This is a genomic window from Streptomyces sp. 4N509B (assembly GCF_052245655.1).
Taxonomy (GTDB): domain Bacteria; phylum Actinomycetota; class Actinomycetes; order Streptomycetales; family Streptomycetaceae; genus Streptomyces.
In genome coordinates this window covers 139,636-153,049 of the sequence record NZ_JBQQBZ010000010.1, presented here as the reverse complement: position 1 = coordinate 153,049, position 13,414 = coordinate 139,636, and the positions used below count along the sequence as shown (strand labels likewise).

Genomic DNA, 13,414 nt, shown 5'->3' with positions numbered 1-13,414 from the left:
GGGGCGGCGCGGGCCGTGCGGGCGGCTGCCCGCCGTCACGACCGCCCGGTCGGCCAGGTGTGCACGGGCGCGTCCGTGCGCGCCAGTGCGCCGTACCGTGCGACGAGCCGCCGCAGGGCCGTGGCCCGGTCCGCTCCGCCGGCCACCTCGCGGTGGTAGACCCGAGTCTGCCAGGCCGCTCCGGTGACGCGACGCCGGCACCGCTCCTCGATCACGGACAGGTAGTGGTCGCGGTCGGCGGGGGCGACGCCGTGGGCGTCGAGGCCGGCGGCGGCCAGCGGCAGCAGTTCCTCGCGGATGAGGCGGACGGCGGGTGTCCGGCGCGTGCCCGCACCCGCGTCGGCGGGATCGGGCCAGGTCAGCTCGGCGTCCAGGCCGTGGCGGCAGGCGTCGCGGAAGTTCCGCTCGGCGGCGGCGAACGGCAGGCGCCGCCAGACGGGGTCGGCCTGGTCGGCCAGCGAACGCACCAGGCCGTAGTAGAAGGCGGCGTTCGCCACCGTGTCGGTGACGGTCGGCCCGGTGGAGAGCACCCGGTTCTCCACCCGCAGGTGGGGGACGCCGTCCGCCACCGCGTACACCGGCCGGTTCCAGCGGTAGATGGTGCCGTTGTGCAGGGACAGCTCCGACAGCCGCGGCACGCCGCCGGCGTCGAGGACGGCGATCGGGTCCTCGTCGTCGCACATCGGCAGCAGCGCCGGGAAGTACCGGAGGTTCTCCTCGAACAGGGTCGCGACGGAGGTGATCCAGCGTTCGCCGAACCAGGTGCGTGGCCGGACGCCCTGGGCGGCGATCTCGGGCGGTCGGCTGTCGATGGCCTGGAGGAAGAACGGGGGCCGGGACTCGTGCCACAGTTCGCGGCCGAACACGAACGGGGCGTTGGCGCCGACCGCCACCTGGACGGCGGCCGCGGCCTGGGCGGCGTTCCACGTCGCGGCGAAACGTTCCGGCGTGGCCTGGAGGTGGAGTTGCACCGAGGTGCAGACGGACTCGGCCGCGATGGAGTCGAAGGCGACGCCGGAGAGGGTCTCCGTGCCCGCGATGTCGAGGGCGATCCGCTCGCCGCGCGCGGCCATGATCTGGTCGTTGAGCAGCAGGTAGCGGTCGACGCGGGAGAACGTGTCCGGCACCATCTCGTGCTCGGTGATGGTCGGAAGAACCCCTATCATCACGATCTGGGCGCCGCATTCCTCGGCCATTCGGTTCGCGTATCCGAGCGCGACGCGCAACTCTTCGGCCAGATCGTCGAACACGCGACCGGAGAGTCGGCGGGGGGCGACGTTGAGTTCGAGCGTGAATTTACCCAGCTCGGTCTGGAAATCGCCGGTCGCCATTCGCGAGAGCACCTGCTCGTTGACCATTCTCGGAGCACCCTCGACATCGGCCAGATTCAGTTCCATCTCGATGCCGACGAGATCACGTGGACGGTCGAAACGCCCCTCGGCGAGGAGGCGGTCCAGTGCTTCGCGGCCCGCGTGCAGCCGTGTTCTGAAGCGTTCCCTGTCTCTCAGGTCGAACTGGTCGGCGACGACCTTCGCCCCCATGAGAACCACCTCCCGTGTCACACCCCTACAGCATGCTCCGTTTGATCATGCCCACGTCAGAGCGCAGGTAACACGCCTCCGTGCTGCCCGTGGCATATACCAGAGGAAAGCCTTCCGGAGCGCGCGGCTCAATTTCTTCTTGCCGAAACCTCTCTGGTCATGTATTGGAAACATAACGCCACCTCGACTGCTATACGATTCGCGACGGCGTGTCTCCTACAGAAGAGGCGACCTACTCCTTAAGCGAGAGGCGACCCATCATGCCCCTGGAAATCCCCCCGGCCCCAGCTGCCGCAGAGCGCAGCATCCGTGCCGCCCTCCATCCGACAACCGCGCATTCACCCCACCCGCTGCACCTGAATCGGGCGGCGCTCACCCCGGCTCTGCCGCTCCCCGTCCACCAGCTCATGCCGGCGGTCTCCCCCGAGGGACCGCCGCACAGCCGGCTCACCGGCTGGCGCTTTCTGCTGCGCAGCGACGGCCAGGCCGTCGGCGCCGCGGAGACGATGCTGACCGCGGACGGATGGGCGTTCTCCCACTTCCTGGAAGGCCCTTACATCTCCTCCTCCGAGCGCGCGGTGGGCCACGCCGAACTGCTCGCGGAGCCGTACCAGCCGCGTCTGCTGTCCGTTCCGGAGCTGTACATGCTGACGCTGTGGCTCCACGTGGACATCGACGCCGACCCGGCCGAGGGCAGCCCAGGACCCCGGGACCTGCTGGTGCCGCTGGCACCGGCGCCCCCGGGCATCGCGGCCGACCGGGCGATCAGCACCGCGGAGCTGGTCACGCTGCTGACGGCCCGGCTGACGCCGGCCTGATCCGGCCGCGGTCACAGGCGACGTCAGCCGCACGCCGCCCCGGGCCGGCCCGCAACGGCGCGGGACCGGCCCCGGGGTTCGAAGAAGGGAGAAGGGCCCCAGGGCCCGCCCCGGCGGCGTCACGGGCTCACGTCGTCACGAGAGCGTCACCGGCGTCGCGGGGCCCGCGCCGTCACGCCTCCTCCATGGCCTCCACCGGGGGGCAGGAGCAGAACAGGTTGCGGTCGCCGTAGGCGCCGTCGATGCGCCGGACCGGCGGCCAGTACTTGTCCCGGGCCGAGGTGCCCGCCGGGAAGACCGCCTCGCGCCGGCTGTAGGGGTGGGGCCACTCCCCCGCCAACTGCTCGGCGGTGTGAGGTGCGTTCGCCAGCGGGTTGTCCTCTCCGGGCCACTCCCCCGTCGCGACGCGCTCGATCTCCCCACGGATCGCGATCATCGCGTCGCAGAACCGGTCGAGCTCGGCCAGGTCCTCGCTCTCGGTCGGCTCGACCATCAGCGTCCCGGGCACCGGGAAGGACATCGTCGGGGCGTGGAAGCCGTAGTCGATCAGCCGCTTGGCGACGTCGTCGATGCTGACGCCGCTGGCCCTGGTCAGGGGACGGATGTCGATGATGCACTCGTGCGCCACCAGGCCGTCCGGGCCGGTGTACAGCACCGGATAGTGCGGTTCGAGCCGCCGGGCGACGTAGTTGGCGGCCAGCACGGCGTGCTGGGTGGCCTGACGGAGCCCCTCCGCTCCCATCAGCCGGACGTAGGCCCAGGAGATGGGCAGGATGCCGGCGGAGCCCCAGGGGGCGGCGGAGACCGGCCCCACCTCCCCCGAGGCCGGTCCGGCCGCGGGCTGGAGCGGGTGGCTCGGCAGGTACGGGGCCAGGTGGGCGCGGACGGCCACCGGGCCGACTCCGGGGCCACCGCCGCCGTGCGGGATGCAGAAGGTCTTGTGGAGGTTCAGGTGGGAGACGTCCGCGCCGAAGCGGCCGGGCTGGGCGAGGCCCACCAGGGCGTTGAGGTTGGCTCCGTCCACGTAGACCTGGCCGCCGGCGTCGTGCACCGCGGCGCAGACCTCGGCGATGTCCGCCTCGAACACGCCGTGGGTCGAGGGGTAGGTGACCATGAGCACGGCGAGCTCGTCGCGGTGCTTGTCGATCTTGGCCCGCAGGTCGTCGGCGTCTATGTCACCGTTCTCGCCGGTCGCGACCACGACGACCCGCATGCCGGCCATCACGGCGCTGGCCGCGTTGGTGCCGTGCGCGGAGGACGGGATCAGGCAGACCGTGCGCTGCGCCTGGCCCCGGGCCCGGTGGTGGGCGCGGACCGCCAGCAGGCCGGCGAGCTCCCCCTGGGAGCCCGCGTTGGGCTGGAGGGAGACCGCGTCGTACCCGGTGACCACCGCGAGCTGCTCCTCCAGCTCCCGGATGAGGGCCAGGAACCCCTCGGCTTGGTCCAGCGGCGCGAAGGGGTGCAGGCCGGCGAACTCCGGCCACGTCACCGCCTCCATCTCGGCCGCCGCGTTGAGCTTCATGGTGCACGAGCCCAGCGGGATCATGCCGCGGTCCAGCGCGTAGTCCCGGTCGGCCAGCCGCCGCAGGTAGCGCATCATCGCGGTCTCCGAGCGGTGGTCGTGGAAGACCGGGTGGGTGAGGTAGTCGTCGCCGCGCAGCAGGGGCTCCGGCAGCGCGTCGGGGGTGGCGGCGTCGAGTGCGGCGACGTCGGCGTCCTGCCCGGTGGGCCCGGCCACGCCGAACGCGGACCAGACGGCCGCCAGGTGCGCGGTGGTGGTGGTCTCGTCGCAGGAGACGCCGACGTGGTCGGCGTCGGTCAGCCGCAGGTTGACGCCGGCCTCGCGGGCGGCCTCCACCACCCGTTCGGCCCTGCCGGGCACCCGGACGGTGAGGGTGTCGAAGAAGGCGCCGTGCACCACCTCGACCCCGCCGGCCGCGAGGCCCGCCGCGAGCACGGCGGCGTGCCGGTGGGTGCGGCGGGCGATCGCCGCGAGCCCGTCGGGCCCGTGGTAGACGGCGTACATGCCGGCCATCACGGCCAGCAGCACCTGGGCGGTGCAGATGTTGCTGGTGGCCTTCTCGCGCCGGATGTGCTGTTCACGGGTCTGGAGGGCGAGCCGGTGGGCGGGGGCTCCCGCGGCGTCGCGCGAGACGCCGACCAGGCGGCCCGGGAGCGAACGGGCGTAGCTCTCGCGGACCGCCATGAAGCCGGCGTGGGGTCCGCCGAAGCCCAGCGGGACGCCGAAGCGCTGGCTGGAGCCGACGGCGATGTCGGCGCCGAGGGAGCCCGGCGAGGCGAGCAGGGCGAGGGCCAGGAGGTCGGTGGCGAGGGTGACGACCGCGCCGAGCTCGTGGGCCCGCTCGATGACGGGGCGGGGGTCGCGCAGGGCGCCTGAGGCCCCCGGGTACTGCAGCAGCACGCCGAAGACGCCGCGGGCGGCCACCTCCTCGGGAACGCCGTCGGAGAGGTCGGCGACGACCACGTCGACGCCGACGGGCTCGGCCCGGGTCCGCACCACGGCGATGGTCTGCGGCAGGCAGTCGGCGTCGACGAGGAAGACGCCGCCGGCGGCCTTCGTGACGCGGCGGGCCAGGGCCATGGCCTCGGCCGCCGCGGTGGCCTCGTCGAGCAGCGAGGCGCCCGCCGTGGGCAGGCCGGTCAGGTCGGCCACCATGGTCTGGAAGTTCAGCAGCGCCTCCAGCCGGCCCTGGGAGATCTCCGGCTGGTAGGGCGTGTACGCCGTGTACCAGGCGGGATTCTCCAGAACGTTGCGCTGGATGACGGGCGGGGTGACCGTGCCGTGGTACCCGAGGCCGATCATGGGCTGCAGGAGCGTGTTGCGGGCCGCGAGCGCGCGCAGTTCGGCGAGAACCTCGGCCTCGCTGCGGGCGGGGGGAAGACCAAGCCGTCGCGTCGTCGCGATCGCCGCGGGCACGGCGGCGGCCGACAGCTCGTCCAGGGAGCCGTAGCCGAGGTGGGCGAGCATCTTGGCGCGCGCCTGGTCGTCGGGCCCTATGTGGCGGGCGGCGAAGGGGGTGTCCTCGCCGAGGGTGGTGGGCGGGGTCGGTTCGGCGGTCATCTGCGGAAGGCTCCTCCCGGTCACGGGCCACCTGGGGTGCCGGGGCACGGTGCCCCGGGGGCCTCCCCATCTGTCGTGTGACCTGAGAGCTTCGCCGGGGCGCGTGCTGCGCGGCGGCTTGCACCGTCGGTGAGGACGGGTGCCGCGGCGTGGGCCGGGGTCCGCCCTGCTTTCCAGAGTGGTCTGCCCGTGCGGTACGGGGGCCTGAGAGATTCCGGGGAGGAGTTGCTCCTTCGGCGCCTCCGGTCTGCCGGCCGGAGGACTCTCCCGCACGAGGTGGTCAACCGTTTCCGAGACTACCAGCGCCCCGGGTCGCCCACGTTTCGTCGTTCGACTGGCCTCGACACCGGTTGTGTTCTTTCAATAGAAGGAGGAGTGGGGGTGTCACTGGCCGTGGCGAGGGCTGGAGGAGATTCGTGCAGACCGACATCGACCCACGCAGTCTCATCGGGTGCAAGGCGTTCGACCGCAACGGCAGCAAGATCGGCACGGTGGACGAGGTGTACCTGGACGACGCCACCGGCGCGCCGGAGTGGGCCGCCGTGCGCACCGGGCTGTTCAGCCGGGACGCCTTCGTGCCGCTGGAACCGAGCGAGGTGGTGGACGACGCGCTGCGCGTGCCGTTCGAGCGCTCTGTGATCCGTCAGGCCCCGGACTTCGGGGTGGGGCGGCACCTCTCGCCCGAGCAGGAGCTGCAGCTGTACCACCACTACGGGATCGACGTGCCCCGGTCCGGCGGTCCGGACGCGGTCACCTCGCCCGAGACGCCCGAGGAGAGCTGAGGGGCCCCCTCGCGTGCTCCCCGAGGGGTCGGGCAGCCCGTCCTGCGGCGCCCTGCGGCGTCGCGGGCCGTCGGGCGGGACGGGGCCCGCCGTCAGGGCCTCGGCCCCGCCACGGCCGGCGTCAGGGGCAGCGGCTCGGCCGGGGCGAGGCGGGGGTCGTCCACGGCGAAGGTGCGCACGCGTCCCGGGGGCGATCCCGGCTGTTCGAAGCGGACCGTGACCCGGCCGGCGCCGCTCCCCTGCACCCAGCCAGGACCGTACGCCTCGTGCCGGACGTCGCGGCCGGGGTACCAGCGGTGCGGCGCGTCGCCGGGCGCGGCGGTCCGGGCGGGCACCCGGGAGGGCTCGGGTCTTCGCTCCCGTTCGCCACGGCTGGCCTGGGCGAACAGGTCCTCCTGGGTGAAGTCGGCCAGACCGCTGACGCCGACGCCGAGCAGCCGGACGCCGGAGGTGGTGTCCACGGCGGCCAGCAGGCGGACGGCGGCCTCCTCGACCACCGCGGGGTCGTCGGTCGGGCCGCGCAGCGTCTCGGAGCGGGTGAGCGTGGTGAAGTCGTGCCGCCTGACCTTCAGGACGACGGTCCTGGCGGACCTGCCGGCGCCCCGGAGCCGGGAGGCGCACACCTCGGCGAGCCGGACGACCTCGGCGAGGACGCGGTCCCGGTCGGCGAGGTCGGTGTCGAAGGTGTCCTCCACGGAGATCGACTTGGCGTCCCGTTCGGCCACCACCGGGCGCTCGTCGACGCCGTTCGCCATCGCGTGGAGGCCGGCGCCGTGGGCCCTGCCGAGCAGGCGCAGCAGCTCCGCCTCCCCGGCCCGCACGGCGTCGCCGACGGTGCTGATCCCGGCGCGGCGGAGCGTCGCCTCCGTCGCGGGGCCGACGCCGGGGAGGGTCCTGATCGGGAGCGGGGCGAGCAGCTCCCGCTCGGTGCCGGGCTCGATCAGCACCAGGCCGTCGGGCTTGGCCTGCTCGGAGGCGATCTTGGCGAGCATCTTCGAGCCGGCCAGGCCGACGGAGCCCGACAGGCCGGTGACCTCGCGGATGCGCTCCCGCAGCGCCTCGCCGACCGCGCGGGCCCGGTCCGGCGTGGCCGCGTCGAGGGTGCCGGCGGCGAGGTCCACGTACGCCTCGTCCAGGCTGAGGGGCTCCACCAGCGGGGACAGCTCGGCCAGCAGGCCCATGACGGCGTCGCTGACGGTCCGGTACGCGGCGAAGCGGGGAACGAGGTACGCGGCGTGCGGGCACAGCCGCCGCGCCTGGGCCGTCGGCATCGCCGAGTGCACCCCGAAGGGGCGCGCCTCGTAGGAGGCGGTGGCCACGACGCCGCGGGGGCCGATGCCGCCGACGATGACCGGCTTTCCGCGCAGGCTCGGCTTGGCCGCCTGCTCTACGGCGGCGTAGAACGCGTCCATGTCGAGGTGGAGGATGGTGGGCTCGCTGCGCACACCTCCGATGGTGACGCAGGGGTCTGACAACGGGGGCTGTGCCGGGCGGTGCGGCGCGCCGCCGTCGGCGGCGGGACGGCCTTCAGGCGGTGCCGCGGCGACGGCGGCGGGCGAGCTCGTCCGCGGGGTGTCGCCCCGGCAGCTGCTCGCCGGTGGCGAGCTGCTCGGCGGGCAGCCGCGCCAGTGCGCTCTCGACGTCCGCCCACACGGCGCCGATGGCGATGCCGAAGACGCCGCGTCCGCCCTGGAGGAGCTCGGCGAGCTCGTCGGGGGAGGCGCAGCGGTAGACCGCCGCGCCGTCGCTCATCAGGGTGAGCCCCACGAGCTCCCGCGGCTGCGCGCCCTGGAGTGCGCGGACCGCGGTACGGATGCTCTGGAGGGAGACGCCCGCGTCCAGCAGTCGCTTGACGACCTTGAGGACGACCACGTCCCGCAGGCTGTACAGGCGCTGGCTCGTGGCGTGGGCGGGGCGGATGCTCGGCTGGACGAGGCCGGTGCGGGCCCAGTAGTCCAGCTGGCGGTAGGTGATGCCGGCGGCCTCGCAGGCGCTGGGTCCGCGGTAGCCCAGCTGCTCGGGGGTGCCGCGGCCCTGCTGGGCGACCGACGCCCGCAGGCCGGGTTCGGGTGTCGCCCCGGGGAGTGGGGTGAGCGTGGGCGTCTCGCCCACGGCTCTGCCCTCGCCGTTACCTGTCACGCCGCCTCCGTTCACCATGTCCCGACCGCGCCCCGGCTACTCACCGGGTGTCACGGCGAGCACGCGCACGGCGTTCCTCCCACGACATGCCCACCTGACGCTAGGGATGCACACGAGGCGGGTCAACGATCGCCACGCGTGGCTACTGGCTGCTCGTGCCGAAGTCCTCGGGCGAGATCTGGTCGAGGAATTCGCGGAACCTCTCCACCTCGTCCTCCTGCTCGTCGGGGATGATGATCCCCGCGTCGTCGAGCACCGCGTCACTGCCGTAGATCGGCGTGCCCACGCGCAGCGCGAGCGCTATGGCGTCGGAGGGACGGGCGCTGACCTCGACCCCGCTGGCGAACACGAGCTCGGCATAGAAGACTCCGTCGCGCAGATCGGTGATGCGCACAGCGTCGAGCTGCTGCCCCACCGCCTCCAGCACGTTCTTGAACAGGTCGTGCGTGAGCGGTCGGGCAGGGGTCATGCCCTGCTGGGCGAACGCGATGGCGGTCGCCTCTCCCGGCCCGATCCAGATCGGGAGGTAGCGGTCGCCACCCACTTCACGGAGTAGCACGATGGGCTGGTTGTTGGGCATTTCCACCCGCACGCCCACGACGTCGAGCTGATTCACACAGCAACCCTAGGACGTGCCCGGGGCATTTGGATAGTCGAGCACCACCGGGTGGCGAAGCGACGATCCGCTGTGACGGTCACAGAGCGTATCGGCTGGCGTAGAAGACCAGACGGTACTTGCCGATCTGGACCTCGTCACCGTTGGCCAACACCACCGAGTCGATGGGCTCCCTGTTGACGTAGGTGCCGTTGAGACTGCCGACGTCACCGGCGGTGAACGTGCCGTCCGGCTGGCGACGGAACTCCACGTGACGGCGGGAGACCGTCACGTCGTCGAGGAAGATGTCGCTGTGCGGGTGCCGGCCGGCCGTGGTGAGGTCCCCGTCGAGCAGGAAACGGCTGCCCGAGTTCGGTCCGCGCCGCACGATCAGCAGCGCCGAACCGGGCGGCAGGGCGTCGACCGCCGCCTGCGCCTCGGGCGACAGGGTGGCCGTCGGGAGCTGGCCGGTGACCTCGGCGTCGTACGCCTCGAGCCCGGTGATGGAGATCGTCGAGGTGGTCTCGGAGGACCCCTCGCTCCCCGGACGCAGCGGATTCCCGCAGGAAGGGCAGAAACGGCTGGTCGCGGCGGTGCGGTGGCCGCACCGTGGGCAGGCGACCGAGCCGGTGACCGGCCGGTGCTGGCCCGTGGCGGGACCGTGGGGACCTATGCCGCCGGCCCCGGGGGCACCGGAGGGCTGGCCACCGACCTCGTCACGGAAGAGGGGCCTGCCGCCCTGCTGCGAGCCGGACGACGCTGGCGGCTCGCCATGCTGGCGGGCGCGGGCCCGTGCGGCACTGTGCACGCCGCTCTGACGCCTGCCGAACAACCGAGCGAAAAAACTCACCAGCGATCCCCTCGCAACCTACCGTCCCGCCGACCGGACGGGACGGTCCATTCTCTCTCACGGGAGGTGAGAGACGTCCTGACAACGTGCACGGCCCTCGTCCAGTTTCCCTCACGCGGCGCCCCCGGGAGCCGGTGGCCCCCGGGGGCGGCGAGATCCGGTCACGATGACGACTGAGCGTAGTCATGCTGCTCCGTCGTCCGCAAGGCGCCCACGGCGACCATCTGGAGAGTCGGCGGGCTTCGGCCCGAGCCGGTGACCCGGCTCGGGCGGGCGGGGACGCCGTGTGGGGGCGTGGTGCGGGGCCGCCGTCAGCGGTCGGCGCCGTCGACCACGGCCGACCAGGTGTCGAGCAGCTCCTGGGCCGCGGCGTCGTCGGGGCCCTCGGCCCACAGGTGCGTGACGGCCTCGGCCGGGTCGGGCAGCACCAGGACCCAACGGCCGTCGGGCTCGACGACGCGCACGCCGTCGGTGGTGTCGATCGACCGCTCCCCGGCGGCCTCGACCACGCTGCGCATCACCAGCCCCTTGACCGCCCACGGGGTGGCGACCTCCCGCCGCTGGACGTGGGCGCGGGGGATGCGGGCGTCGATCTGGCTCAGCGACAGCTGGGTGCGGGCGACCAGGCCGATCAGCCGGACGAAGGCTGCCGTGGCGTCGAAGACGGGCGAGAACTCGGGCACGATGAAGCCGCCCCGGCCGTCGCCACCGAAGACGGAGCCCTCCTTGTGGGCCACACGTGTCAGGTCGTGCGGCGAGGTGGTGGTCCACTCCACCTGCGTGCCGTGGTACGCGGCGACCTGCTCGGCGATGCGGGTCGTCGTCACCGGCAGCACGACCCGGCCGCTGCGGCGCTCGGCCGCGATCAGGTCGAGCATGACCAGCAGGGCCCGCTGGTCCTCGATGATCCGGCCCCGCTCGTCGACCAGGGCGAGCCGCTCCCCCACCGGGTCGAAGCGCACGCCGAAGGCGGCGCGGGCGCTGGAGACGATCTCCCCCAGCCGCACCAGGCCGGCGCGGCGGGTGTCGGCCGACTCGGTGGGCCGGGCCTCGTTCAGGCCCGGGTTGATCGTCAGCGCGTCGACGCCGAGACGGCCCAGCAGGCTGGGCAGCACCAGGCCGGCGCTGCCGTTGGCGGCGTCCACGACGATCTTCAGGCCGGACTCGGCGATGCCGGTGGTGTCGACGGCGCGCAGCACGGAGCCGGTGTACCCGTCGAAGACGCTCGCGGGGAAGCTGAGGTCGCCGATCTCGCCGGGGAAGGCGCGGCGGTACTCCTGCCGGGCGTAGACACGGTCGAGCTTGCGCTGGCCCGCCTGGGAGAGGTCGGCGCCGCGCTCGTCGAAGAACATGATGTCGACGGAGTCGGGGCGGCCGGTGGTGGTGCGGATCATCACTCCGCCGGCGCTGCCGCGCGCGGTCTGCTGGCGGGCGACGGGCAGGGGCACGTTCTCCAGGTCGCGGACGTCGATCGCGCTCGCCTGGAGGGCCGAGATCACGGCGCGCTTCAGCGCGCGTGCGCCCCGGGAGTGGTCTCGGGCGGTGGTGACCGTGGAGCCCTTCTTCAGGGTGGTGGCGTACGCGCTGGCGAGGCGGACGGCGAGTTCGGGGGTGATCTCGACGTTCAGGATGCCGGAGACGCCGCGGGCGCCGAAGAGCTGCGCCTGGCCGCGCGCCTCCCAGATGACGGAGGTGTTGACGAAGGCGCCGGCCTCGACGGTCTTGAAGGGGTAGACGCGGACGTTGCCCTGGACGATGGATTCCTCGCCGATGAGGCACTCGTCGCCGATGACGGCGCCGTCCTCGATGCGGGCGGCCCGCATGATGTCGGTGTTCTTGCCGATGACGCAGCCGCGGAGGTTGGTCTGCGGGCCGACGTAGACGTTGTCGTGGATCACGGCGCGGTGGAGGAAGGCGTCGGACTTGACGACGACGTTGGAGCCGATCACGGTGTGCTCGCGGACCTCGGCGCCGGCCTCGATCTTCGCGTAGTCCCCGACGTAGAGCGGACCGCGGAGCTTGGCGTCGGGGTGCACCTCGGCGCCCTCGGCGATCCAGACGCCCGGAGAGATCTCGAACCCGTCGATCTCGACGTCGACCTTGCCCTCCAGCACGTCCGCCTGGGCCTTGACGTAGCTCTCGTGGGTGCCGACGTCCTCCCAGTACCCCTCGGCGACGTACCCGAAGATGGGCTTGCCCTCCTTCATCAGGCGGGGGAAGACGTCACCCGACCAGTCCACGGGCACGCCGGCCTCGACGTAGTCGAAGACCTCGGGCTCCATGACGTAGATGCCGGTGTTCACGGTGTCGGAGAAGACCTGGCCCCAGGTGGGCTTCTCCAGGAAGCGCTCGACGCGGCCCTCGTCGTCGACGATGGTGATGCCGAACTCGAGGGGGTTGGGGACGCGGGTGAGGCAGACGGTGACCATCGCGCCGCGCTCCCGGTGGAAGCGCATCAGGTCGGTGAGGTCGAAGTCGGTGAGGGCGTCTCCCGAGATCACGAGGAAGGGCGCGTCCCGCAGGGCCTCCTCGGCGTTCTTCACACTTCCGGCCGTCCCGAGCGGCTTCTCCTCGTTGGCGTAGGTGAGGTCCATGCCGAGGTCGTCGCCGTCGCCGAAGTAGTTCTTGACGAGGGAGGCGAGAAACTGCACGGTGACGACGGTCTCGGTCAGTCCGTGCCGCTTCAGCAGCCGCAGGACGTGCTCCATGATGGGACGGTTCGCCACGGGCAGGAGCGGCTTGGGCATGCTCGCGGTCATCGGACGAAGCCGGGTGCCTTCGCCCCCAGCCATTACGACGGCCTTCATATCGGAAGTGTCCTCCTTGGGGGAGTGGACAGTCACGCCGTCTGCGCCCGTCTGGAGGGGGCTCATGGCTCTTGGTGTGGTGGCTGTCCCGGGAGGTGCCCTGGCACGCAAGGCCGGTCGCGACTCGGGACGCCAGGCCCCCGCGACGTTGCCAGGGCGAGCTCAGTCGGCCGTGGCATCCGCCGCCAGGAGTCGGCGGACCTGGACCACGTAGAGGATCCCTGCCCACCAGTACAGCGCTGTACCCCAGCCAGCGAACGCCCATCCGAAAATAGCAGCGAGTGATGCCACCCAGCCACTTCCGTCACTGAGGAGCAGCAGGGGGAAGGCGTACATGAGGTTGAAGGTGGCGGCCTTGCCGAGGAAGCTGACCTGCGGCGGAGCGTAGCCGTGACGGTCCAGCCGCCAGACCGTCACCAGCAGCATGGCCTCCCGTGTGAGCAGGAACACGGTCAGCCACAGCGGCAGGATGTCGCGCCAGGTCAGGCCGACGAGGGTGGCGAGCACGTAGAGGCGGTCGGCCGCGGGGTCCAGGACGCGGCCGAGGGCGCTGACCTGGTTCCAGCGGCGGGCGAGCTTGCCGTCGAGGTAGTCGCTGACGCCGCTGAGGGCCAGCACCAGCAGCGCCCAGCCGTCGAGGTCGGGGCCGCCGAACTCCGGGGAGAGCACCAGCCACAGGAAGAGCGGCACGCCCAGCAGACGGGCCATGCTCAGGAGGTTGGGGATGGTGAGGACCCGGTCGGTCTGAATGCGCGTCTCCTGGACCTCCACCCGGAAGCCTCCACCCGTGTTCCGCTGTC

Annotated in this window: 10 protein-coding genes and 1 riboswitch; of the genes, 2 read left to right on the top strand and 8 right to left on the bottom strand. The window is 72.5% G+C overall.

Annotated features, from left to right (window positions below):
• Positions 1 to 35: 35 nt before the first annotated feature.
• Positions 36 to 1,541, bottom strand: coding sequence for a glutamate--cysteine ligase (locus ACTWP5_RS12970; RefSeq protein WP_443221031.1), 1,506 nt, complete (start codon positions 1,539 to 1,541; stop codon positions 36 to 38).
• 260 nt (positions 1,542 to 1,801) lie between these two features.
• Between ACTWP5_RS12970 and ACTWP5_RS12965 the strand changes: the two genes are divergently transcribed.
• A complete protein-coding gene (locus ACTWP5_RS12965; RefSeq protein ID WP_443221030.1) occupies positions 1,802 to 2,359 on the top strand; it encodes a hypothetical protein in 558 nt (185 codons plus the stop codon).
• A gap of 172 nt (positions 2,360 to 2,531) precedes the next feature.
• Here the strand turns inward: ACTWP5_RS12965 and gcvP are convergent, their stop codons facing one another.
• Entirely contained in the window at positions 2,532 to 5,441 is a 2,910-nt protein-coding gene (gene gcvP / locus ACTWP5_RS12960; RefSeq protein ID WP_443221029.1) for an aminomethyl-transferring glycine dehydrogenase, read from the bottom strand.
• Positions 5,442 to 5,623: 182 nt separating this feature from the next.
• Positions 5,624 to 5,721: riboswitch (glycine riboswitch) on the bottom strand.
• Positions 5,722 to 5,857: 136 nt separating this feature from the next.
• On the opposite strand from gcvP, the gene ACTWP5_RS12955 reads away from it, so the two are divergent.
• Positions 5,858 to 6,223 (top strand): PRC-barrel domain-containing protein, encoded by a 366-nt coding sequence (locus tag ACTWP5_RS12955; RefSeq protein WP_443221028.1) that lies wholly within the window; start codon positions 5,858 to 5,860, stop codon positions 6,221 to 6,223.
• A gap of 92 nt (positions 6,224 to 6,315) precedes the next feature.
• Here ACTWP5_RS12955 and ACTWP5_RS12950 read toward each other — a convergent pair whose 3' ends face one another.
• From ACTWP5_RS12950 to ACTWP5_RS12925, 6 genes are all read right to left on the bottom strand, one after another.
• The gene (locus ACTWP5_RS12950; protein ID WP_443221027.1) at positions 6,316 to 7,668 is read right to left on the bottom strand and encodes a DNA polymerase IV; all 1,353 of its coding nucleotides are present in this window, start codon (positions 7,666 to 7,668) and stop codon (positions 6,316 to 6,318) included.
• An 82-nt stretch (positions 7,669 to 7,750) separates the two neighbouring features.
• On the bottom strand, positions 7,751 to 8,380 hold the full coding sequence (locus ACTWP5_RS12945; RefSeq protein ID WP_443221026.1) for a MerR family transcriptional regulator: 630 nt from the start codon (positions 8,378 to 8,380) through the stop codon (positions 7,751 to 7,753).
• A 124-nt stretch (positions 8,381 to 8,504) separates the two neighbouring features.
• Positions 8,505 to 8,978: a bifunctional nuclease family protein gene (locus ACTWP5_RS12940; RefSeq protein WP_443221025.1), complete on the bottom strand. Its 474-nt coding sequence runs from the start codon at positions 8,976 to 8,978 to the stop codon at positions 8,505 to 8,507.
• A gap of 79 nt (positions 8,979 to 9,057) precedes the next feature.
• Positions 9,058 to 9,807, bottom strand: coding sequence for an FHA domain-containing protein (locus ACTWP5_RS12935; protein ID WP_443221024.1), 750 nt, complete (start codon positions 9,805 to 9,807; stop codon positions 9,058 to 9,060).
• 311 nt (positions 9,808 to 10,118) lie between these two features.
• On the bottom strand, positions 10,119 to 12,614 hold the full coding sequence (locus ACTWP5_RS12930; RefSeq protein WP_443221023.1) for a sugar phosphate nucleotidyltransferase: 2,496 nt from the start codon (positions 12,612 to 12,614) through the stop codon (positions 10,119 to 10,121).
• Positions 12,615 to 12,776: 162 nt separating this feature from the next.
• Positions 12,777 to 13,385, bottom strand: coding sequence for a CDP-alcohol phosphatidyltransferase family protein (locus ACTWP5_RS12925; protein WP_443221022.1), 609 nt, complete (start codon positions 13,383 to 13,385; stop codon positions 12,777 to 12,779).
• Between the last annotated feature and the right edge of the window lie 29 nt (positions 13,386 to 13,414).

Coding starts and splice junctions, on each gene's coding strand:
- ACTWP5_RS12970 (WP_443221031.1), bottom strand. CDS start 1,541: ATGGGGGCGAAGGTCGTCGCCGACCAGTTCGACCTGAGAGACAGGGAA.
- ACTWP5_RS12965 (WP_443221030.1), top strand. CDS start 1,802: ATGCCCCTGGAAATCCCCCCGGCCCCAGCTGCCGCAGAGCGCAGCATC.
- gcvP (WP_443221029.1), bottom strand. CDS start 5,441: ATGACCGCCGAACCGACCCCGCCCACCACCCTCGGCGAGGACACCCCC.
- ACTWP5_RS12945 (WP_443221026.1), bottom strand. CDS start 8,380: ATGGTGAACGGAGGCGGCGTGACAGGTAACGGCGAGGGCAGAGCCGTG.
- ACTWP5_RS12930 (WP_443221023.1), bottom strand. CDS start 12,614: ATGAAGGCCGTCGTAATGGCTGGGGGCGAAGGCACCCGGCTTCGTCCG.